Here is a 22,416-nt window from a genome sequence, read left to right as displayed (position 1 = left end):
CCACGGTCCTGACTGTTAAGAAAAGCCTAAATTGATGGTATCGTTTCTTATAGTTTGGAGAAGGTGATGCCGTTGTCGATCTTATGGACAGTGATCCTGACCCTGGTTGGTACGGACGGTTGGTTTCACCTGTCTTTGCTGGGTGGTGTACCGGTAAATGTCGGCAGACAGCTCCTTATCATCTGGTAACATCTTTTTCAGCACGCTCAGTTTCTCTTCTCTGCCCGCAGCTATTTGTGGGCTAATGACCTCGAACGCTATTTCTACAGCGGTATGCTGCGCCGCTTCGTTCATGCTTTTTCTGGATGCAAGGAAGATCTCTACCAGATGGTCTATTTTATGCTTAGGTGTTTTTTGTTCATAGATGATTCGCATTTTACCGGGAAAGCTGTCTTCATCTATTGATTTGGCAAGATGGAGGTACTGCGACAGGCAATCCTTGTCCTGATTACCATGCTGCCAGCCATCTAACAACACCTCGCAGGCCTCTTCCGGTTTTCCTGATTTATGTTGCAGGATGCGGGCAGCTTCCAGGTGATCTTTTTTATGCATGGCGGCATCGACTGCCAGCTGGAAGTATTGTTGTGCCGGTTTTTCCTGAGATAGTTGTTTGTACAGGTCGCCAGTCTTCTCATATTTTTCCAGCTTTTTATAAATGTTGATGGCCTCCAGCAGCAATCCGCCTTTTTCAAAACATTCAGCAGCCTTTACAGGTTGTCCGAGGCGATCCATATACAGCGCGGCCGCCTCGTGGTAGAATCGCCCTTCTTCCAGCACAGTAGCTGCCCGGTGAAGGTTGCGCAACAGGTGAGCGTAGATATAGGCGGCCTTTCTGTGGTCGCCTTCTTCCAGTGCTTTTGCTGCCTGTTGTTCATATTTCCTTGTCAGCAGTGTTTTGTAACTTTCTGCAGTGGCCCATGTATCTACCGGTCTGCTGCCCAATAATTTTCCGAGGTTGAAATTGGTATCCTGTCTTGACAGCCTGGAATACTGTGGCGCCATGCCTCTGCCAAGTGCAGGATCTTCACCTAGTGGTATAGCAAATTTAAGCGCCTCGTCTCCGTCTTTGTCAAACATTTTAAGCAGGCGGTCAAGTTCACTCTCTCTTCTTTCCTCAATATCGCCCAGTGTTTTCTCTATCCATTTGTGTAGCGTTTGTCTTAGTCCGGTGGACACTACATGTTTGGTTTCATTCTCCTCATCTGCACCTGACCTGCGTGAAACACGTTTACCTGGACCGCCGGCATCCGCGTAGTGGCCGTGAACCAGTGTCCCGGGAACACCCCGCAGTAAAAAGGAAACGATATTGAACATTGCCAGCAGGAACCGCAGAAAACATCTGACCATCCAGTCAATAAAGCGCATAAACAGGCTCCTGCGGGGCTTTTTACCTGGCAATTCAGATAATGGTAGTGTGATCTGGCCATGATTTAAAAGGTCCGTCAGTTCCAGCTGTTCAGGCATGGCAACACTGATAGTGTGCAGATGTGCCAGCGGAGGTATACCGGGATGTGCATAGTCCCAGCTTCTTTCTCTCGCATGGCCTGGCGCCAGGAAGCTGCTTATTGCACGTTGGTCTTCTTTGTCAAAGCCGACAAAACCTATTACAGGGTGGAATACCTGTACATGCCATATCAACAATGTGCGCATCTCTTCTGGAGACAGTGCCGGCGTCAGTGTAGCATCCACGGGGATAAAAAGATTGCCGTTGATGGCACCGTAAGGATGGCTTATTTTTCCCGGCGCAGGTACATGGTCTTTGAAGATGACCAGTAGCCCGCCGGGCGTCATTGTATTTTTATGTTCGGGCAACAGAAAACACGTAAGTCCTTTCAGGGGAATCTGCCAATCGTTCATTTCGCGGAACCATTGCTCGGCGGAATTACCACGGAGAAAGGCAGCGTTTGTTTTGTGCCTGGTTTGCGGATTATATGACAGCTGGAGTTCCATGATGTTGAATAATGTCGATAAATGGTTTGATGTATACGTGGTGAAAGACGTTCGGTTCGAATATTTCAATATTCTGTTGATCGTCTGGTCTGAAATAGGAATCCCCGCAGATAGCGCCATCCGCGGCCCAACAAGACGTAGCGTGATTGACAATGAGCACAATAGTGATTTCCGGCAGTCGTTTTTCTGAGCTACGCAGGTGCAGCATATGTCTGTAACTGTCAAACCACGCTTCGCTGCCATCGGGCCATGTATATTTTTGGAAGGTTTGCCGGCTGCCGGATACTCTGACAGTCTGCATATTCTGAAGGCCATGGCCGGAGGTGCTGGCGTCCGTTGGAACGAGATTCACACTGTTATCGCTGAATAAGATTTCGTGTTTATTGATTACAATATTGCCTTTCCCGTTAATAGCCAGGTGTTTAAGGCTGTTGATCGTATTAAATGAGTGCCAGTACCGCTGGTTAGTTTCTTCATGCTGAGCTTTCATCTCTTTTATCATTTCTTTTGTGACCTCAGGATGCAGAGTCGTTTCTCCGGACTCCACATTGACTGCTAATGCATCCGTTATTCCAATAGTAAAATAAAAGAACCCATAGGCAGAAGTACCCATCTTAAATGCTATGTCCCTGATAGCATTGCGTCTTAGCTGAGGGAGGGCTCGAAGAGGTTTTACCTCTATGGAGAACAGCTCCTGTGTACTTCTGTTAAAATGATAGAGAGAAAGATGTTCAGATCCCTTAGTCTGAAATAGGATAAAGGAAAACTCACGGTCATATCCAAAGAAATAACCATGGGCATCAGGAAAATCAGCAGTGATCTCCCTGGCGCCCTTTCCTTGTTGTGGCCAGAATAATAGTTGTCTGTGTTTTGTGACAGCTAAGCCGCCTGCATGTTTTGAGAAATAACTGTCCTTTTGATTAAGATTTACCAGTTGGTACGGTATGAAAAGCGGGAAGGGGCGGTGCTTCAGGAACTCCGGTAACCCAACCCCTTCACTATGCATGCGTTTAACAGCAACATGTTTTGTTGTTACTTCCGGCATTTCCACGCTGATCTTCGCTGTACTTAGCAGCTTCCGGTGACCGGTGGTGTACCTGTACAACTGTATCCGGCACTCCCTGTCCACTGTGATCACAAAACCATCCGTGCGTCGCAGTACTGCGAATGATTGCTGAAACGCAGCTGTATGAAAAAGCTCATCACTGGTGATGAGAAAATATTCCTGTTGTCCTTTTAGTATATGTGCATCCGTAAATGAAGACAATGCCTTTGAACTGTTCAACGCTGGCGACAGCAATTGCATGCTGGCCATGATCTCTGCTTTGGAAGAGAGGTCCATGGGTTCGTAGCGATCTCCCAGCAATGCAAAAGGTAATATTTCTGCATGCTGCCTGTTGTCGATAGCACATGCCAGTGCAGCCGCCATTGCCAGCAGGTGAGGCGTTCCCCACAGTTTAATACTTTTATCCACGAGTATAAAACGTTGTCCCCGCTCATTGTCAGGCAGCTCTTCCCGCCTCAGGTAAAGCGCCTCGTTATTGGCCAGTCTTACCATCAGGGTTTCATTGTCGTGCGCCAGTTCACTCAGCAGCAGCCGGTCGAAATTACCCTTGTTGGTAATGTCAGACACGCCTCCGAAAGACGTTTGACTATATCCTTTGGTATGCATCGGTAGATGTAATGCAGCAATGAGGCGTTGTGTCAGCAATGCCAGCAATGCGGTCTGATCATCTTCAGCAAGCACCTGTAACAGTTCTTCTGCCTGCGCCGGTTTGGGAAGATCTTCAGGAACCTCTATGGGGGCCGGTACGGGAGGGGATGGATTGACTACTTCGTCCAGTTTTTTCTCCAGTGCAGCAGTGTTCGGATAACGTTTTAATATTTGCTGCAGGATGCTTACATCACCTTTCAGCTGTGATAAAGGATCTATGGAGGTGCTATGAGCAATCACATAATCGTAAGCCCCCCGCTGGCATATAGACAGCATTTCTTTTGCTGTTTCCCCTTGCAGGAATGTTTGAACATCTTCAAAAAGAGTATTCAGCAGTAATTCCCTGTCAAGGCCTTTCCAGTATCGGCCGGGAAGAGGGCGAAGCAACGTGAGGAAGTTAGAAATGATCGTTTTAATTTCGTCTGAAGGACTATCATCCCACGAATCCCCGAAAATGAATTCAGTTTCATGCCCTGCCAGATCCTGCGCATATTGATGTAGCGTAGCCTGTATGGCCTGTGGTCCGGGAGCGGGTTTACCCAGCGCAATGACCAGCAAGAGCGGCCCAAGTGGCGGCAGATGATTGGTTATTCGTGAAAGGTCGTTCAGCAGTTCTGTTTTATAACAGATCGTGCCTCCGCCTTTGCTCCATTCAATGACTTCCCCCTCTTCCGCCCATTGCCAGAAGTAATCTTTTGTAGACTGAAAATATGCTACGGTCATGTCATGCAGCTGCGACATTTCAGAAAGTATTGGTGAGACGGATAGCGCTTCTGGAAGCGCGTACAAAAACGTGTCCGGGAATCTTCTCCCATTGACCATCTACATGAAACAGCAGCAACGTATCGCTCTCCGTTCCGGACCAGGTGCCAATGAACTGGCCAATGGCGGGCGGATCAAAATCATAACCGGCCGGTAACAGTATATTATCCCGCAACGTAAATACCTTGCCCGGCATAGAAGGTACCGGTGTACCGATGATCAGCACTTCGCCGGCTTCACACACCGCGAAGCTTAATCTTTGCAGCCTGACAAGCGGTGCTGTGTCAGCATAGGCCTTCCAATGCTCAAGCGTTGTCAGTACGGCAAAAGGCTCCGCTGTTTGTGTTGTGGGTGCCAGCCGCACTGTATGTCCTTCGCCAACGCGGGCGGGCATGGCCGATACAGGCAGTTCCACGGTGATGAAAGAGGCAATGGCTTCCCATGACATCTTCGTAAGAACGTCGTGAGGTGTATGTTTTCCGGGCACGAATAAACGTTCCTGTGCATCTGCCAGAAAAGTTTGTTTTACCGGCAGTTTACGGAGCTTAATATCTGTTGTATCGGGTGGGATGCTTCTCACCCATATCTCGTCTCCGGTAGCTGCTACCAGTAGTCCCGGCCATGTGCGTATACTGCCAAGGGCTGTGATATCAGCCATGGCAAGCACGATGATCATCTCTTTCATGCAGATTGCATTATTTTCTTCCAGAGGGCGTCTATGGGTTGCAATACATAGTTGCGCTGCGTGGTATTGCTGATCCATTCACAGCGGCTGTTCAGACTGCGCAGCCGGTCTTTGATCAGTGCACGGGCAGCCGCCGGAGTATCGGGATCGTCCCATTGTACGTGCAGTTGTTGTACATCGCGGTAAATCGCTTCCGGATCGGGCGTTCCGCTGTTGTGGGCGCGGGGATGTTCCTGCGGATGTGTAATGGCTTTCTGTACAGATGCATTCACGATACCTGCAATGATCTCGATCTGCTCCTCCGTATCCCAGATGTAGCGTAGCACCCAAAGGTCTGAAAGGATAGCAGCTTTGCGTTTGCAGAGCAAGGCACTTGCTGCGATGAGGCGTTGCAGCTTCACCGCGCGCCTGTCAGAGATCTGAACGCCTGCATTGCGCAATTGTTCTATCAGCATGATATATTCAGCCCTGATGGCGCCGAGGTCTATTGTTGTATTCAGTTGCTGCAGGGTACGCAGCTCTTCAGCAGGAATGCCATTATTGCCGGTAGCCTGCTTTTGTTCCAGTCCCCAGCCGGCCTGCAATACATTATCCAACAGGGCAGGATCTACGTTTTCACAGCGCACCCTGATCAGGAACCGGTCAAACAGCGCCTGCAGGGCTTCATCTTCCGGAAGATGGTTACTGGCGCCAATGAAGATCAGTGCAGGCAGCTGTCTGGTTTCCTTACCCCTGCGGAAGATCTTTTCGTTGAGCGACATGAGCAAGCTGTTAAGGATAGCGCTGTTCGCATTCAGCAACTCATCGAGAAATACAAGTGAGGCTTCGGGCAGCATGCCATCTGTATTGGTCACCAGGTCGCCATCACGCAGTTTGCGGATATCGAAGGGGCCGAAAAGCTCATTCGGTTCTGTAAAGCGGGTCAGCAGGTATTCAAATGTCTTCACATCCAGCTGGCGGGCCAGTTCACGCACCATAGCACTTTTAGCTGTACCCGGAGGGCCGAACAGGAAGAGGTTTTCCCGCCCTGCCAGGCAGATGCCCATGAGATCGATAATGTCATCCTTGCCGACAAAAGTCTGTTTCAGTTGCTGTAGTACGTCATTCAGTTTGTCTACCAGCGGGGATTCAAAGGTAATAGGTTCCATTGTTTATATATGAACAGTTAGGTCAATTTCAAATTCAGGCCAGAGCATCGCGGCATATGAGCCAAGGGCTTCCTGCACCAGGGGCAGGCATTCCGGGTGACGGCACTTGCGCAAGTCCTTTGCCTGGATGATCCTGTCGATGTAGGCTGTTTTCAGTGAGGGATGCTGCATGATGACGGAGAGATCTTCCGGTACAACGGCTGGTATGGCGGCCATGGAAAACGGCCACTGTGCGGCCATGACCTCCAGTTCTTTTACCAGCGGATCTTGCGGGGATAGTCCTTTCGCCAGATCAAAAAGACCTGGCATATAGCGAAATGTCAGATCAGCCGCATATATGGCAGCGGCAGAGGGGATACCGGTAAAAGGCAGCAGGTGCGCCTTTATATCCTCCTCACCCAGCCGCCGGATCAGGACAAACTGGACGGCCCTGTAAAGGTAACAGGCAGCCCAGAGAGCGGCCTCCGGATCGTAAGGCGGTACCTGTCCGGGCATATCCGTGCTATCGTCATCGTAATGTTGCTGCAGATGCACGCCGGCCAGACGGAGGTCCTCTACGTCAAACGGTTCAATGGCCGGTGCAACTAGTACTTTACCTTCATTGATCAATGATGATATAAATGCAGTCAGTGTCATTCTCTAATGCGTTGGTATGTATACGCGCGGGCGTAGGCGTTCTCGTTTTGTCAAAGGATTATTTATGTGCGGTAACGGCAATTCACCTGTCGCCGTTTTGTCCCGTAGAGGTCAACATGAACAATAATTCTCCAACATACTTTGAATTCTAAATCTAAGATACTGACAGCGATGGATATATACAAATCTATTGTTATGTAATTAAAAATGATGGCCGGATTGCTATTTGTGGGATCTATTTTTAACTTAGGGAATTAAATTATTGTGATCATGTACAAGAAAACGTTTGCAACGGCTGCTGCTGTTGTGCTCTCAGCCACGTTATTTGCGCAGTCGAAGCCTGAAGACACGGAAGTATGGGAACCGGTACCGACAGTTGTAACACCCGGAAAGGTGACTACAGAAGCACCTTCCGACGCTATCGTCCTGTTTGACGGGAAAAGCCTGGACCAGTGGGTCTCTGTCGACAATCCTGAGCAACCTGCAAAATGGAAAGTAGCAGGAGGAATCTTTACGGTGGATAAAAGCACCGGTAACATCCAGACGAAGAGATCGTTCACCAACTATCAGTTACATATCGAGTGGCGTGTACCAAAAGATATCACCGGTACAGGACAGGGTAGAGGTAACAGTGGTTTATTCCTCGCTTCCACCGGAAAAGGCGATGATGGTTATGAACTGCAGATCCTGGATAACTACAACAACAAGACATATGTGAATGGCCAGTCTGCCAGTATCTACAAACAGACTGCCCCGCTGGTAAATGCTAACCGCAAGCCGGGAGAATGGCAGACATATGACATCGTATGGACCGCTCCCCGTTTTAACAGCGATGGTTCCCTGCAGTCGCCTGCAAGAGTCACCGTTTTCTTCAATGGTGTGCTGGTACAGAACAATACTGAATTGCAGGGTCCTACCAGATATATCGGAAAGGCATCTTACGCAAAAGCACATGGTGCATGCCCTATCAAGCTGCAATCACATGGCGATAAGAGTGAGCCACTGAGTTTCAGGAACATCTGGATCAGGGAGTTATAATATGGATGACGAACGGGATTGTATCCTGTTTTATGCAATATATTTTCAAGGGTGCCTCCGGGCACCCTTTTTTATTGGCAACCAGGTACATGTAACGCCTCTACGGTTACAATAAGTGAATAATGGCGACGTATATACTAATTGTATGGTAGTGTCCGTTTTATAGGTCATAAAATGACAGGGACGGGCAGCAAAGAAATCGTGTCTTCGTAAGGGGTTTAAATTTTAATACCTGTAAAGCAAGGAGTTATGAAATGAGGAAGCACCCACCTACAATACACTTGTTAATTCCTCGTTTATATTATGAATTCTGATTATATTAATATAGATTTACAGGAGTAAGGGGAAGCAAATAAGTCATGCAAGTTCGTAAGCATTAATTCAATTATATCACAAATCAATTAAAATCTCTATTCTATGAGAAGACCACGTCTCTCCTTTGCTCGTAGCAAAGCTACTCTGTTATTACTTGCTGTGGCCGCAGGTATTTCTTTCGGCGTTACTTCCTGCTCGAAAGAAGATGACACTAAAGGAAATTCTGGCGTAACACAGGAACAAGCCGCTACTGTAGTATCACAGACTGTTGTTAGTCAGGGTGGTATCGTTGAACAGATAGGCCAGACTACTTTGGCCGTGTCTGCAATGGAAGCAAGACAGGCAGGTGGTAAGCTGAGCGATTTTTGTGGTAAATCTACTGACGGTAGCATTGGTGCTGCCGGTACCGCAAACGGAATCACTTACGATTACAAATTAAGCTGGCTGTATTCACTCGCTTGTAATGGCGATGTTCCAACCGAGTTCACATTTAACTTCAACGGTAAGACAGCTATCGAAACTGACAAATTTAAAACGAATGACAGCTGTACTTCAACTTACAAGTTGAAAGGTTTAGGTACCTCCAGCACTTCCTGGGAAGTTAGCCAGACCTTTGACCGTGCCGGTAAGTTTGTATCTAAGACAACTGATCTGCCTTCTTTTACCAGCGCTGTTCACTACGAATCAGTTAGTATCAAGATTGACAAACAAACCAGGGAAATCGTTTCCGGTACTGCTACAGTGAAGATCACCGGTGCAGATTCAAAAGGTAATGTTTTCAAATATGAAGGTACTATTTCATTCCAGGGCAACAGGAAAGCTGTATTCATCGTGAATGGTGGCAGCAATTTCCAGCTAAGCTGGTAAGCGAATTATTTACATAAAAACGGGAACCCGTCTCAGAAATGAGGCGGGTTCTTTTTTATGTAGGTGTGTATGATTAATGCGACTAGTTATTGGCCATTATATTCAAAGCAAATGGCTGTTCAATAACCGGTGTTGGACTGGTCAATCCCTGCGCTACCACGGTGTAAAGCTTGCCGGCAGTCAGCACAACACTGGAACGGCTGATGATGCTTTCGCCGTTGGCGGCATTATTCAGTTTTATTGTGTAAGTACCTGCAGCCAGCTGTTTAAATCCGGTAGCAGATTTATATGCAATACTGCCTTGCAGCAGACTGTCATTCGCAAGGAAGTTAACAGCAGGAGCATCGCTTCCCGCATGTACAAAGCGGATCGCGGCCATACCTGATGCCGGTGCGCTAAGATCATCTTCCGTAAGAATTCCTACAGTTGTGTTGCCATCAGTTTCGCCAGCGGCGAACAGTGAGTAACTTTCACCTTTTTCAAATTTTACGGGTGCCGATAATACCGTGTTGCCCGATACTGAAGCTTTAAAATCAAAAGTAGCATCCCCCTTTTTTATATTCATATAACCGGTAGATTCGCCATAAGCAATGGCGGAGGAATTCAGCTTGCTTGATCCGTTAAATACATCAACGCTGCCTGCATCAGGCAATACATTTACAATTTTTACAGTTGCATCAGGATCAACAGTTGTGTCATCATCGTCTTTACTGCATGATGAGAAGGTAAACAATCCTGTCAGGGCTAAAATGGTTAACAGACCCTTGCTGGCATGATTCAGAGGTGTCATAATCTGGAGCTTTTTAAAAATTAAGAATAGTTTATCTCCTGAAAAAACATAAACTATGCCATGTGTGACATGTATTGTATGTATCCAACGGTTATGGGAAATTTTACACATCTTGTAGGATGTCTATGCTTTTCTTTCCTCAAACTATGTAAATCTGTTTAACCACATAAATTACTGCGATAAATAGAAATGCCGCGGAGTGCTTTCTCCGCGGCATTTTCGCTATATTCTGATCTGACCTTAGTTTCTGATCATTTCTTTTTCGTCCAGCTTCCATTCGTTATTGTAAAAGCCAGCTGTTCTCACTGCTGCAGTATTTCCTTTCAGCAGGTCAACATTAAAGATCATATAGTCAGGAAAACCGCTACCACCGGCAAAATACTGGTTAGCATCTGCAGCACGCATACCTGCTAATCCTGTACCCGCAATAACGGCAACAGAAGCAGTTTTGCTGTCAGCTCTTGGCCACATGAAGTAAGCAGCTAAGCCTTCTCCTGAATATTCCTGCTTACCCACTGTTACTTTACCGCGTGTTACCTGTACGGGCGCGGCTTGCAGCAATTGTTTCCATGCCTTGTTGGTGCTTGCATTACCATAGATAATGATACCGCGGTCGGGATATTTTGCAGCATCGAAGTCTTTATCTGCAACAATATCTACTGCACCATTGCCTCTGTAATACCATGTTTCTGCGTCGTAGCGAGCTTTGTTCAGCGACCATTCATTCTCTGTGGGTTGTCCGCCAGTACTGTACACAAACACCATACGGTGATTGAATGCTTCTTTGAACGTACCGTTCCGCACAGCGCCTTTGTCGGTAGCTGCTGGCGCCGCGCCGGCAGTCCATTGTGTGCCGTTATGCAGATACAGCAGGCTATCACCGGCTTTACGGGTATAAGTCACTGCTGGTTTATTATCCAGTGTAATGCTGAGTGTATTACCTACAGGCACGTCTTTCACATCAATAGCCAGTGTGTGGATATTGGAAGTAGTACCGGTAATAGCATTACGCGATTTGTTCCTGCTGAGCTGTATACGGCTGTATTCCAACGCGTGCTCTTGTTGTAAGACGCGTACCCAGTGGTGTGCTGCAGAGATAGCGGGATTGGCGGTAGTGAAATCAATTTCATTCACGCTGGTATCTGCGGGAATCGTATGCCATTTGAAGTACTGGAATAAAGGACCCCAGTCCACGCAGGTATCACCATACCAGTGTTCTCCGCCAGGATATTCATAATAGCTGTAGTCTTTATGGAAGTCGGCCAGTATCTTTTTCATTTGCCTTGCATAGTCGACAGAAACGACTTTATCGCTGTCGCCATGAAGAACATACACACCGCCTGCCTTGTAGTTGGTTGCCAGTTTAAAGGTGTTGCTTGGATTGCTTGCCCTCAGCAGTACCTGTTCAGTACTGTTGCGTGGAGAATCAGGGATCAGTCCATCTGCTGAACCGTATCCCATCAGGGTAGGATAACCCGAACAAGGAGCAATAGCAGCCCATTTACCGGCGTATGTAGCACCCAGGTACCACGTACCGTGTCCACCCATTGAGTGACCCGTCAGGTAGATCCTTTCAGGATCAGGACGGAAGCTGTTGATGCCGATATTCAACACTTCCAGCGCATCGAGGCGACCCCAGTCTTCCCAGTTGAACCCACGTGGACGGCGGTTGGTAGGCGCTACCAGCACACCCCAGTCTTTGTATTTATAGGCGCTTGCCTGGTTAATAGCCTGTACTTCCGCGCCGTGTACAGAAAGGAAAAAGGCAGGTGCTTTGCCGTTAGGATTTGCCTGCGGCGATACGGCGTAGTATTGTACACTGCCATCTATGTCACTTACGAAAGTATTGCTGTAATGGTCTTTGTTGGTGACTGCTTTCAATGCGAAAGTTTTGGTATCGACAGTGGCCTTCTGATTGTTTAACACCAGTGTGCAATTATAGCCGTTGTTTGCCGCACCGGATGCATCGAACTTAAAGCCTACTTTACGGGTGCTGAGCGCCGCTATTTCCGGGATCGTTGAAGTAACGGTTTTACCGTTTACAGTGGCTTGTATCTGCAGGTTTTTGAGTGATTGTGCAGAAGTGTTCACGACTACAACCGCACCCCACAGATCACTATTATTATTGCCTGCTACGACGAATGGCATAGTAGAATCGGCGATACTGATATACACTGGTTTTTCGGGAAACAGCAGCCGGGCTTTGATACCTTGTCTGCCGAAGCTGCGGCCCGTGCGGATATAGAATTCATTATTGCCCCGGCGTAATTGTACCGGGATGTACATCCAGCCATAGCGATACATATCACCGGCATGTGGAGTACCATTTACATACACCATCTGGTGACCGGTAACGTTCAGGATGGCTGTCTGTGCCTTTGGCGCGTTGTAGGAAACATACAGGTAGCCATTGTTGATCACACGGCCGGCAAAAGAACCTTCTGCATTGGCTGTAATACCCTGCCATTGCTGTTGTGTGCCTTTTTCGTCCGGAAAAGAGGCAGCATCTTTTACAGGCGTTTTCAGCTCTCCATTGCTGAGCGCCCATGCCAGCTGATCTGTAAATAACGCGGTCCGGCCATATTGATGGCAGGGGCCGCTGATCAATCCGTCCTTAAACACATAGGTCTGTTGGGCAAATAGGCCATATCCTGGCAACAGGAGGGCCAGGAGAAATAGAATCTTCCGCATATAAATCATTTGTGTACAAAATAGAAAGCGAGGAGTACAAATACATACAAATGATGACCGGTGGACAGGTAGTAGGAAGAACGGTAGGTGTCTCCCAAGAGCTATATCCATACAGGATTCCAGCTGATATTTTTCACTTAATGGATAATATGATTTTAACGCGCTTCCGGCGGAGCAGGCACGATCACTTTCAGTGCCTGAGGCAGTATATTGGCGCGTACCAGTTTGGTTTTACCCAGGTATTCACCGTCTATCTGGAAGTGCGCCCGCTTCCGGGTACTGATAGTTACCTGGTCGGCCTGGAGGATCTCTGTCTTGGCGGGGTCAAAGGGGCGATGCCTGAATAACATCTTCAGCAATTCAGCAATGGACAGCTTTCGTAAGATCACTACTTCGAACAAGCCATCAGTAAGGCTACCGTCAGGATTGATGCTGGCGCCTGTTCCATACATCCGCGCATTGGCCAGCACGATCATATGGGCATGGCGAACGATATGCATCTTTCTGTTCTCTATTTTTACTTCCAGCCGCCTGTTCTTCAATAACGTTTTGAAAGCGGATAACGCATAACCCAGTTTCCCGCGGATGCCTCTTTGCTCGAAGTGCTTTACGAGTAACGCATTCAGTCCTACGTCACTCAGGTGGATGCAGATCTCTTTACCATTTATCTGTATAAGGTCTATATCCATCACAGTAGATGGCTGTTCCCTGGTAATGAGGGACAGCACCTGCTCCCAGTTTGCCGGAATATATAATTCTGTGGCCATGCCATTGGCAGAACCGGCTGGAAGGATACCCATGGGAATGCCTGTATATAATAGCTGCTCTGCCACCATCTTCACAGTTCCATCGCCGCCGACAGCAATTACACAACCGGGCTTTATTTTTTTAATAACATCTCTAAGCGGCTGTTGTGGCCTATCCAGCGTGAAAAAGTGGACTTCTTCCTGTCGTTCACGGAAATAATTTTTGATGAATGTTTCAGGATCGGCCTTCTTTTTGCCGCCTGAAACAGGATTGATCACAAAAAGGAGCCGGAGCTGCATAGATGTTTGCTGCGCCATGTGCTTTATATGTAATTAATACTCTCTGTTCATTACAAAATAAGCGCCTGAATGTCTGTATGGAACAAAATTCTACACTGGCTGGGTTTGGAAGGAAGAACTCACATCAGAGTTTACCACGGGATAGGCGGTGTGGAACAGCTGGAAATATTCGGTCATGTGCTGGACCGGGGACCATTACCAGCCATGCGGTACAGCCGCTTCCCATTGTTCAATATGATAGCCCTGTTGCGGTTATTCATGGTAAAGCCAAGGGAAGGGGCGCAGGTGCAGCTGGAATGGGATGGACAGACCATTACTGCAGTGACGGAGTCGGATGGCTTTTTTCATCTGCAGTGGGTACCAGAGGCCATGCCGGAACCTGGTGATCATGTAGTGGAGGTCCGGATCACGAATGTGGAAGAAAGCCCGGTAACACGTGCTATAGGTGTAGTAATAATTCCACATCGTAGTCAGTTCGGATGTATTTCCGATATTGATGATACCTTCCTGGTATCGCATTCTGCCTCTTTTCTCAAAAGGCTGCATGTGCTGTTTACCCGCAATGCGCGTACACGTAAGCCTTTTGAAGGCGTGGTGCATCATTATAAAATGTTGAGTGATGCCGTGAATAAAACACGTCCGCCACGTCCATTCTTTTACGTATCGAGCAGTGAATGGAACCTGTACGCATATATCCGGGAGTTCTGCCGTATGAATGGACTGCCGGAAGGCGTGTTCCTTTTAAGTCAGCTGAAACCTTTGCTCATGTTGCTGAAAAGCGGACAGCAGCATCATGCTACAAAGTTCACGAGGATCAGCCGTATACTAAAGCATTACCCGCATATGCGGTTTATTTTGCTGGGAGACGATTCGCAGGAAGATCCGCATATTTACGAGGCTATCACCAAACATTTCACTTCACAGATCGTTGCTGTTTATCTGCGCCATGTCAGAGGCAGTCGTTACGCCGCTACACAGGAAGTTGCCGGCGTGATCAGTGGGAGAGGTATTCCCTGTTGCTATTTTAAACATAGCCGGGAGGCCATCGCCCATTCAAAGAAACTGGGACTGGTCACTGACCATAAATGAATGTATGTTAATTATGAAGTGTGTTTTTATCTTGTTACTAACTATTGTATGTTACACCACAGCACGGGGGCAATTCAGTGATTCTATTCATTACTACGGCAAGTTCTCTTCCACAGGATCTATCAACAGAACGCAGGACGGCAGGTCATATCTGCTGAATAATAACTTTAAATTAGGTGTCAGCAAGAAAAAGATTGCATTGAATGCCAGCGGTGGATGGGTGTATGGTGAGCAGGACAGTGTGAAGACTAACAACGACTTTGCTGCATCCATGGACTTTAGTTTGTTCAGGGCCGTGCGGCAGATCTATTACTGGGGACTGGCAAACTACGATAAAAGCTACTCACTTAAGATCAACGACCGTTTCCAGGGAGGGGCCGGCATTGCGTACAATGTCCTGGACAGAAAAAGCGCTTATCTTTCACTCAGTGATGGCATCCTGTTTGAAAACAGCGATCTTTTCCTGAAAGATACCATCCGGGATGTTTATCATACTTTCAGGAATTCTTTCCGCCTGTCGTATAAGTTCGTCATACGTGATATTATTGTTATTGATGGTATTCATTTCCTGCAGAATTCTTTGCAGCACAGCAGTGATTTCAATATCCGCTCTACATCGAATCTTTCTATTCTGTTGCGGAAATGGCTAAGTATTACGGCAACGATGACATACAACAAGTTAAATCGCACGGCGAGGGAGAACCTGTTGTTTAATTATGGGCTTACGGTGGAGAAATACTTCTGAGGTGAATGTTATGTAAACAAAAATCCCGGCCTGTATGTACAGACCGGGATTTTTTTATTTACAATATCTGCTTATTTCGATGTGGATCTTTCGCGTTGCTGATTGCTACGTTGCTGTTGTCCATGTCGCGGCTGACCATTACCATTACCTTTGTCTTTATGTTGACGTGGCGCCACATGTCCCTGCCGGTTGCGGGAGAAACCTCCTTTCTTATCGCGGGGATGCTGCTGCTTAGGTTTCTGTGCTACGGGACGCTGTACTGGAGCCGACATACTGTCGCCATTGTGAAAAGGATGTTCTGTCACAACAGGAATATCGCGTGCAATGAGCTTCAGGATATCTTTCAGAAATGCCTTTTCTTCTCCCTCACAGAAAGAGATCGCCATTCCTTTCGCGCCGGCACGGCCTGTACGGCCAATACGGTGGACGTAAGTTTCAGGTACGTTTGGCAGCTCGTAATTGATCACGTGTGTCAGTTCATCGATATCGATACCTCTGGCGGCGATGTCTGTAGCTACCAGCACTCTCGTCTGCTGTGACTTGAAATTGCTCAAAGCACGCTGACGGGCGTTCTGTGATTTATTTCCATGAATGGCTTCAGCGGTGATCTCTGCTTTGTTCAGGTCTTTTACCACCTTGTCTGCACCATGTTTTGTACGGGTGAATACCAGTACTGTCCGGATAGATTTATCCTTCAGGATGTGGAGCAGCAGATTCCGTTTGTCGCTTTTGTTCACGAAGTACATGGACTGTGTGATGGTCTCTGCGGTAGAAGACACCGGTGTTACTTCTACTTTGGCAGGATCACGCAGGATAGCGTTTGCCAGTGTCTGTATTTCCGGAGGCATGGTAGCAGAGAAGAACAGCGTTTGCCGTTGTTCAGGTAATTTGATGATGACACGTCTTACATCATGTACAAATCCCATATCCAGCATTCTGTCGGCTTCATCCAGGATGAAGTATTTAATATCTCTCAGTGTGATATAATTCTGACTGATAAGATCCAGCAGACGGCCCGGTGTGGCGATGAGAATGTCTACGCCTCTTTTGAGAGCTTCTGTTTGCGGATGCTGGGAAACGCCACCAAAGATAACAAGGCTTTTCAGGTCGAGGAACCTGCCATAGGCAGTGAAGCTTTCCTGTATCTGTATCGCCAGTTCGCGGGTGGGCGTCAAGATAAGCGCTTTAATATTGCGGGGGCCTTTGCGTGAAGCCTGTTGGTCTTCATGCATTAATTGTAGCAGGGGTATCGCAAAAGCGGCTGTTTTACCGGTACCGGTCTGGGCGCAACCCAGCAGGTCCTTCTTATCAAGTACAAAGGGTATGGCTTGTTGCTGAATGGGCGTTGGAGAGGTATAACCTTCATGTGCCAAGGCCTTCAGCACGGGCTCGATGAGCCTTAACTGTTCAAATGACAAAATCTTGAGTTTTTAATGATAAATATTGGTAAGGCTATCAGCAGTGGAGCTTGTCCGGTGATGTTGCTGATACTTTACCCGCCTTACTCGCAAACCAACACAATATTTTGAAGGGTAACTGCAAAAGCTGGTGAGGAAGAGAATAAAAGTGACGCAAAGGTATGGTAAATAAATGATATCAGGTTATTTCTTTAATGATAAGTAATTATCTTGCAGATTATGAGCAACGGACCAACAGTATTGATAGAAGAAGCCAACAGCCGCTACACCATGTATGCGGTGGTAGAGCAGGACGAACGGACAGCTTATTTTTACCTGTATCCTGCTGAATTGCATAGCAAGAAATATCGTATGCGTGCCTGCTGGCTACGCAATTTACAGCCCGGCCCTGCACAAAGGGATAGTGCAGCTATGGAGAACGGAGACGCCCCTATGCTGGAAGCACGCTTCACTAATCATCCTGAAGGGAGCGCACCTTTAAAAGCAGAATTATTATCTATCGTGTGGATGCCGGAAGAAGACGGCGCTGCAGTACTATATGACGGAAAACCGCTGGGCGTAATACCCGGCTGGAGCCTGTATACAGAGGAACCGGTAGCTTATGCGGCAGATTGTATTGATTCAGATGCCAATGCACTTGTATTCCCGCTCGGTCAACCTGGTAAAAATGAACAGCATAAACATGTAGCAGATGCCGTACAGTTCAGACAACAGTGGGCGAATGCTGAGACGCCCCAGTGGCCGGTGATACAGGAACAATTTATTGCCACCTACGAACGCCATTTCGGCAAGATGCTGCAATATTTTGCAATAGATAATAACCAATGGCCGCCAATGGCACTTGGAAAGTTTGAGAAAGATAATGTGGTTTATTTCCTGAGCATGGGTGTGAGCATCCGCCCGATGCCATGGGTATCCTACCTGTACAACGACAATGCACCTGCTTACAGAAGAATGGAGATCGCACTCGCTGTGAGTAAAGATGACTATACAGACGAAGAGATCACCAGGATGGCGGAAGGCATCTCCGGTATGGCAGACATACCCTGGAGGCATATCAGCTGGCTGGGAGAAGGGCATACCATCGGTTCCGGTAAACTACCGGCGCCTTTTGAAAGTATCGTATTGTCTGCCGCACTGTATAATGGCGAAGGCATTGCGCTGCCGGAAATGTATGGCGACAAAGTGAATCTTTTCTGGGCAAGTCCTGTCACACTGAGTGAGCGGGAATTTGCTCATCGCCAGCCTAATGGAGGATACGAACTGCTGGAGAAGATGATAGAGGGAGATGTAACCCATATTGTGCGGAAGAGAGACGCAATCGTGTAAGTCATATACAACTATAATATTTTTAAATTGGCTGCATGGCAGTCCGGGGCAACCTACACTGTACTCTGCAAAAAGAGAGTAAAGGGAAGTGGAAATTATTTTTTAAAATTGACTGCATGACAGTCCTGGGGTAACCTACACTGTACGCTGCGAAAAGAAAGTAAACGAAAATGAAAATCAGAAAACTCTTGAAACTGACAGCATGTACGCTGCTAATCAGTGGAAGCACAATGAGTGCATACTCCCAGGGATTTAAAGACGGCAAGATCTGGCTGAACGAAGATGGCAGTAACTACTTCAAGTTCACATTAGTGTCGCAGATCTGGCTCAGAAATACAGACATGAACCCCGGTACTACGATCAACGGGTATGCGAAAGACAACTTTACCGACATTGGGGTGAGAAGGGCGAGATTTCAGGCCTTCGGACAAATTGCCGACCGTGTGTTTATCTATTCGCAGATCGGTATGAACAACTTCAACTATTCTTCCGACAGGAAAGCTGGTTTCTTCATTCATGATATCGTCGGTGAATATGAAGTGGTAAGAAAACATTTATCCCTCGGTGGTGGTCTGAGCGCCTGGAATGGCCTGAGCCGTTTTTCAGCTCCTTCAGTTGGTTCGATCATGGGGGTTGATGCTCCTTTGTTTGAGCAAAGCACCAACGACGTGACAGACCAGTTCCTGCGTAAGCTGAGCATCTATGCAAAAGGTAAGCTGGGCAAACTGGATTATCGTGTAGTAATGAGCAGTCCGATGGCGGTACAGAAATCCAATGGGTATGTGCCCACCGTTGGTACTCATTCTTCTTTTTCTGCCAAACCTGCTAAAATGCAGTGGCATGGATATTTCCAATGGCAGTTCCTCGATCAGGAAGCGAATACTACCGCATACGCCACCGGTACTTACTTAGGTACCAGGAGAGTATTTAATATCGGCGCCGGTTTCCAGATCCAGCCTGATGCGATGTGGCGTGCGGGTAACAACGGAGATACCGTAGAGACCAATATGCAGCATTTCGCAGTAGACGTCTACTATGATGCGCCTATCAATGCAACAACGGGGACGGCGCTGAGCGCTTATGCGTCTTATATTAATTTCAACTGGGGTAGAGGTTATATCCGTAACCAGGCTACAATGAATCCCGCTAATGGTACAACCAGGACAGATATCCTCAATGGCAGCGGTAATGGTTATCCTTCCTTTGGAACCGGTAACCTGTTGTACGGACAGGTGGGTTATAAGTTTAAAAATAACCTGATCGGAAAGACAACCATTATGCCTTACGCCAGTTTACAATATGCACATTACGACAGACTGAAAGATAATATGGCATTCTGGGATGGAGGTTTCAGCTGGCTGCTGAAAGGGCATACATCCAAATTGACTTTTGCTTACCAGAGCCGCCCCATATATCAGGTGGATGCAGCCACACAGGATGCGTTCAAGATTGATCGAAAAGGAAGTTTTATTCTTCAGTATCAGGTGTTCCTGAACTGATGAATAAAGACCGGTTGGTCTGCAGAATAATAATATCGCTATTGAACATCATATAAATAACCCGGCTTTTGGCCGGGTTATTTTATTTTGAGCCTGGGTATAAGTATACCCCTCCCTGGATTGTCATAGAATATGTTTGGAATCTATTGCGGTTCAGGGGGGATATCATAGATGTCTCCGGAACAGGAGACATTGCAGTCATGCGAATGTTTGCCTTTATGATGGTTTATATAGACAGTGAAGAAACAATGAGTATATCAACCAGGACAACCAGTTGAAAGACACTTTTTGAACATTCAGGCGGGACTTCAGGAGGCCCGCCTTTTTTTGTAATTTTGCCCCTTCAATTTGGACGGTGACTCATTTTACCTCCCGAAGATCGTTTTACGGTCCCTGAAGAGGCTGATATCCGGACATCGCTTTGATTCAAATAAACAAGCAACCTTGGTAAAGATTGACAATATTGTGCTGCCCGACTTCCCCTTACTGCTGGCGCCTATGGAAGATGTGAGCGATCCTCCCTTCCGCGTTGTGTGCCGGGAGAACGGGGCCGACCTGATGTATACGGAGTTCATTTCCAGCGATGGATTAGTGAAGGATACGGACAAATGTCGCCGGAAACTAGCCATTTTTGACGAGGAACGCCCTGTTGGGGTACAGATATTCGGAGGAGACGAGGAAAAGCTGTCTATGGCCGCCAAAATCGTGGATATGACGCAGCCAGACCTTCTGGATATCAATTTTGGCTGTCCTATTAAGGGGATTGTGAGCAGGGGCGCCGGTTCAGGTGTGTTGAAGGATATTGATCTGATGGTCCGGCTGACTGCCGCCTGCGTAAAGGCTACCAGCCTGCCCGTAACGGTTAAAACCCGCCTCGGCTGGGATGAGGATACCAAAAACATTGAAGAAGTAGCAGAACGCCTCCAGGACACCGGTATTAAAGCCCTCGCCATCCACGGACGTACCCGTACCCAGATGTATAAAGGCGAAGCCAACTGGGAGCTGATCGCTAAAGTGAAGAATAATCCCCGCATACATATACCGATTTTCGGTAATGGAGATATTGACAGTCCACAGAAAGCCCTGGAATACAAAAACCGCTACGGCGTAGATGGTATTATGATTGGAAGGGCAGCGATAGGTTACCCCTGGATCTTCCGGGAGGTAAAACACTACCTGCGGACAGGGGAGATGCTAGCAGCACCCACGCTGGAAGAACGCATAGGCGTTTGCAAGCGCCAGCTGGAAAAATCCGTACAATGGAAGGGCGAAGTAGCGGGTATTTACAGTATGCGTAAGCATTATTTCAATTATCTGAAGGGATTGCCCGACTTCAAAACATTCAGAAGCAGATTGGTCACTCCTACCGATCCACTTGAAATTATGACCGTCCTGGATGAAATAGGAGAGGCGTATGCCGGCTTTGAATTCAGCCAGACTCCGATTAAATTGATCAACTATCACGAGAATTGTGCGCTTTAAATACTGTTTTAGCAGGAATATCAATGAAGCAGTGTAACGCCTGAAGTTTCGGCTTCGGACCTGAAATCAACAGAATCTGTTAATTGTTCCTCAGATGTGTCGTATATGCGTGTCAATTGTATGGGTATCCCGATGTCTTATGGCATTCACACTACAGGAGGAAGTCTGTAAGTACTGCGGTTTCAGGTGGGAAGCACTGGCCTTAGTTGATTGAAGCTGTCCGTACGATTGATCGGGATTTAATATTTAAAAGCCCACACTATTTCAGATGTTCAATAGCTAGCGCTTCAAAGAACTACAGCCAGTGGTCCCAGCCTGAAACCGAGGTATCATCAGCAATATTCACCATACAGAATCTTGATATTAAATAAAAATATCTATATCTTTGCCGCCGTTTATAAACAACGTATTTCAGCGCAAAGCACCTTAAGATCCTTATACCCCTTACCCCGGCTAAGACAAACAGTATCAGCAGGCTCCTTGCAGGACTGGAACACCAACAGGCAGTACTCCTGTTTAAACTTAATTTTATTATCTGAAAAAACAATTTGACATGGCCTATATAATGGTTGATGTGGAAAGCGATGGGCCTATTCCCGGAGATTATTCAATGATCTCACTGGGCGCTATTAAAGTGGACAACGCCCTCGATAAGACGTTTTACGGCAGATTAAAGCCGATATCAGACAAGTTTGTACCCGAGGCGCTTGCCGTATCCGGGCATTCCCGGGCGGAGACCCTTACATTCGACGACCCCCGCAAAGTAATGGCTGATTTCAAACGGTGGATCGGCAACGTATGTACAGACAGACCTATTTTCATCAGCGACAATAACGGTTTTGACTGGATGTTCGTCTGCTGGTATTTTCATCATTTCCTGGGCGAAAACCCTTTCGGGTTCAGCTCCCAGAACCTGGGAAGCGTGTACAAGGGAATGGAGAAGGATATGTTCAAAACCTTTAAACACCTGCGGCGCTCAGCGCACACCCATCATCCTGTGGATGATGCGAGGGGAAATGCCGAAGCCCTGCTGACCATGAAACAAACAATGGGTTTGAAACTGAAACTCTAGTCTTTATCTTTACATCAAATAAGGTTGACTGCTATATGTGCGATTATGCTACATGTATGCAGTCATTTTTATTTAACAATTAATTCATACATCCGGTAGTACTATAGTATTTTAAAATGACTACCTCGCAGAAAAATTAA

General features: G+C 47.1%; 17 protein-coding genes. 8 read left to right on the top strand and 9 right to left on the bottom strand.

The genetic code is table 11. The features are described 5' to 3' along the window. Window positions 1-81: 81 nt before the first annotated feature. Genes L3C95_RS28855 through L3C95_RS28835 form a run of 5 tightly spaced genes read right to left on the bottom strand, consistent with a single transcriptional unit; the run spans window position 82 to window position 6,895 of the window. Window positions 82-1,950, bottom strand: a complete 1,869-nt coding sequence (locus L3C95_RS28855; protein ID WP_236393684.1) for a hypothetical protein — start codon at window positions 1,948-1,950, stop codon at window positions 82-84. Continuing rightward, window positions 1,928-4,405, bottom strand: a complete 2,478-nt coding sequence (locus tag L3C95_RS28850; protein ID WP_236393683.1) for a hypothetical protein — start codon at window positions 4,403-4,405, stop codon at window positions 1,928-1,930. Before L3C95_RS28850 ends, L3C95_RS28855 begins: the two co-directional genes overlap by 23 nt. A 1-nt stretch (window position 4,406) precedes the next feature. Further along, window positions 4,407-5,111, bottom strand: a complete 705-nt coding sequence (locus tag L3C95_RS28845) for a hypothetical protein (protein ID WP_236393682.1) — start codon at window positions 5,109-5,111, stop codon at window positions 4,407-4,409. Beyond that, window positions 5,108-6,259, bottom strand: coding sequence for an AAA family ATPase (locus L3C95_RS28840; RefSeq protein ID WP_236393681.1), 1,152 nt, complete (start codon window positions 6,257-6,259; stop codon window positions 5,108-5,110). Before L3C95_RS28840 ends, L3C95_RS28845 begins: the two co-directional genes overlap by 4 nt. Window positions 6,260-6,262: 3 nt before the next feature. Continuing rightward, a complete protein-coding gene (locus tag L3C95_RS28835) occupies window positions 6,263-6,895 on the bottom strand; it encodes a hypothetical protein (RefSeq protein ID WP_236393680.1) in 633 nt (210 codons plus the stop codon). Window positions 6,896-7,165: 270 nt separating this feature from the next. Between L3C95_RS28835 and L3C95_RS28830 the strand changes: the two genes are divergently transcribed. Together L3C95_RS28830 and L3C95_RS28825 are read left to right on the top strand one after the other, a co-directional pair. Then, a complete protein-coding gene (locus tag L3C95_RS28830) occupies window positions 7,166-7,933 on the top strand; it encodes a DUF1080 domain-containing protein (RefSeq protein WP_236393679.1) in 768 nt (255 codons plus the stop codon). A gap of 417 nt (window positions 7,934-8,350) precedes the next feature. After that, on the top strand, window positions 8,351-9,115 hold the full coding sequence (locus L3C95_RS28825; RefSeq protein ID WP_236393678.1) for a hypothetical protein: 765 nt from the start codon (window positions 8,351-8,353) through the stop codon (window positions 9,113-9,115). 82 nt (window positions 9,116-9,197) lie between these two features. Here the strand turns inward: L3C95_RS28825 and L3C95_RS28820 are convergent, their stop codons facing one another. The 3 genes from L3C95_RS28820 to L3C95_RS28810 all read right to left on the bottom strand — a co-directional run bounded on the left by L3C95_RS28820 (window position 9,198) and on the right by L3C95_RS28810 (window position 13,660). Then, window positions 9,198-9,905 carry a DUF4397 domain-containing protein gene (locus L3C95_RS28820; RefSeq protein ID WP_236393677.1) on the bottom strand — a complete coding sequence of 236 codons (708 nt, stop codon included), beginning with the start codon at window positions 9,903-9,905 and terminating at the stop codon, window positions 9,198-9,200. 240 nt (window positions 9,906-10,145) lie between these two features. Further along, complete coding sequence (locus L3C95_RS28815) at window positions 10,146-12,596, bottom strand: alpha/beta hydrolase-fold protein (protein WP_236393676.1); 2,451 nt, start codon at window positions 12,594-12,596, stop codon at window positions 10,146-10,148. A 155-nt stretch (window positions 12,597-12,751) separates the two neighbouring features. Next, window positions 12,752-13,660 carry a diacylglycerol/lipid kinase family protein gene (locus L3C95_RS28810; protein WP_236393675.1) on the bottom strand — a complete coding sequence of 303 codons (909 nt, stop codon included), beginning with the start codon at window positions 13,658-13,660 and terminating at the stop codon, window positions 12,752-12,754. An 87-nt stretch (window positions 13,661-13,747) separates the two neighbouring features. On the opposite strand from L3C95_RS28810, the gene L3C95_RS28805 reads away from it, so the two are divergent. Further along, window positions 13,748-14,731, top strand: coding sequence for an App1 family protein (locus tag L3C95_RS28805; protein ID WP_236393674.1), 984 nt, complete (start codon window positions 13,748-13,750; stop codon window positions 14,729-14,731). A 13-nt stretch (window positions 14,732-14,744) separates the two neighbouring features. Next, window positions 14,745-15,476, top strand: coding sequence for a DUF481 domain-containing protein (locus tag L3C95_RS28800; RefSeq protein ID WP_236393673.1), 732 nt, complete (start codon window positions 14,745-14,747; stop codon window positions 15,474-15,476). Window positions 15,477-15,547: 71 nt separating this feature from the next. Here L3C95_RS28800 and L3C95_RS28795 read toward each other — a convergent pair whose 3' ends face one another. Continuing rightward, window positions 15,548-16,894, bottom strand: coding sequence for a DEAD/DEAH box helicase (locus L3C95_RS28795; RefSeq protein WP_236393672.1), 1,347 nt, complete (start codon window positions 16,892-16,894; stop codon window positions 15,548-15,550). A 219-nt stretch (window positions 16,895-17,113) separates the two neighbouring features. Between L3C95_RS28795 and L3C95_RS28790 the strand changes: the two genes are divergently transcribed. From L3C95_RS28790 to L3C95_RS28775, 4 genes are all read left to right on the top strand, one after another. Beyond that, entirely contained in the window at window positions 17,114-18,223 is a 1,110-nt protein-coding gene (locus L3C95_RS28790) for a suppressor of fused domain protein (protein WP_236393671.1), read from the top strand. Window positions 18,224-18,393: 170 nt separating this feature from the next. After that, window positions 18,394-19,722 carry a hypothetical protein gene (locus tag L3C95_RS28785; protein WP_236393670.1) on the top strand — a complete coding sequence of 443 codons (1,329 nt, stop codon included), beginning with the start codon at window positions 18,394-18,396 and terminating at the stop codon, window positions 19,720-19,722. 444 nt (window positions 19,723-20,166) lie between these two features. Continuing rightward, window positions 20,167-21,204, top strand: coding sequence for a tRNA dihydrouridine synthase DusB (gene dusB / locus L3C95_RS28780; RefSeq protein ID WP_236393669.1), 1,038 nt, complete (start codon window positions 20,167-20,169; stop codon window positions 21,202-21,204). Window positions 21,205-21,757: 553 nt separating this feature from the next. Beyond that, a complete protein-coding gene (locus L3C95_RS28775; protein WP_236393668.1) occupies window positions 21,758-22,276 on the top strand; it encodes a 3'-5' exoribonuclease domain-containing protein in 519 nt (172 codons plus the stop codon). Window positions 22,277-22,416 lie beyond the last annotated feature (140 nt).

The organism is Chitinophaga filiformis (assembly GCF_021646545.1).
In the GTDB taxonomy this organism is placed as follows: domain Bacteria; phylum Bacteroidota; class Bacteroidia; order Chitinophagales; family Chitinophagaceae; genus Chitinophaga; species Chitinophaga filiformis_A.
The sequence above is the reverse complement of the archived record's forward strand: the minus strand, read 5'-3'. Positions and strand labels throughout refer to the sequence as shown.

Bases quoted from the DNA above. Each gene is read 5' to 3' on its own strand.
- L3C95_RS28855 (WP_236393684.1), bottom strand. From the start codon at position 1,950: ATGGAACTCCAGCTGTCATATAATCCGCAAACCAGGCACAAAACAAAC.
- L3C95_RS28850 (WP_236393683.1), bottom strand. From the start codon at position 4,405: ATGTCGCAGCTGCATGACATGACCGTAGCATATTTTCAGTCTACAAAA.
- L3C95_RS28845 (WP_236393682.1), bottom strand. From the start codon at position 5,111: ATGAAAGAGATGATCATCGTGCTTGCCATGGCTGATATCACAGCCCTT.
- L3C95_RS28840 (WP_236393681.1), bottom strand. From the start codon at position 6,259: ATGGAACCTATTACCTTTGAATCCCCGCTGGTAGACAAACTGAATGAC.
- L3C95_RS28835 (WP_236393680.1), bottom strand. From the start codon at position 6,895: ATGACACTGACTGCATTTATATCATCATTGATCAATGAAGGTAAAGTA.
- L3C95_RS28830 (WP_236393679.1), top strand. From the start codon at position 7,166: ATGTACAAGAAAACGTTTGCAACGGCTGCTGCTGTTGTGCTCTCAGCC.
- L3C95_RS28825 (WP_236393678.1), top strand. From the start codon at position 8,351: ATGAGAAGACCACGTCTCTCCTTTGCTCGTAGCAAAGCTACTCTGTTA.
- L3C95_RS28820 (WP_236393677.1), bottom strand. From the start codon at position 9,905: ATGACACCTCTGAATCATGCCAGCAAGGGTCTGTTAACCATTTTAGCC.
- L3C95_RS28815 (WP_236393676.1), bottom strand. From the start codon at position 12,596: ATGCGGAAGATTCTATTTCTCCTGGCCCTCCTGTTGCCAGGATATGGC.
- L3C95_RS28810 (WP_236393675.1), bottom strand. From the start codon at position 13,660: ATGGCGCAGCAAACATCTATGCAGCTCCGGCTCCTTTTTGTGATCAAT.
- L3C95_RS28800 (WP_236393673.1), top strand. From the start codon at position 14,745: ATGAAGTGTGTTTTTATCTTGTTACTAACTATTGTATGTTACACCACA.
- L3C95_RS28790 (WP_236393671.1), top strand. From the start codon at position 17,114: ATGAGCAACGGACCAACAGTATTGATAGAAGAAGCCAACAGCCGCTAC.
- L3C95_RS28785 (WP_236393670.1), top strand. From the start codon at position 18,394: ATGAAAATCAGAAAACTCTTGAAACTGACAGCATGTACGCTGCTAATC.
- L3C95_RS28775 (WP_236393668.1), top strand. From the start codon at position 21,758: ATGGCCTATATAATGGTTGATGTGGAAAGCGATGGGCCTATTCCCGGA.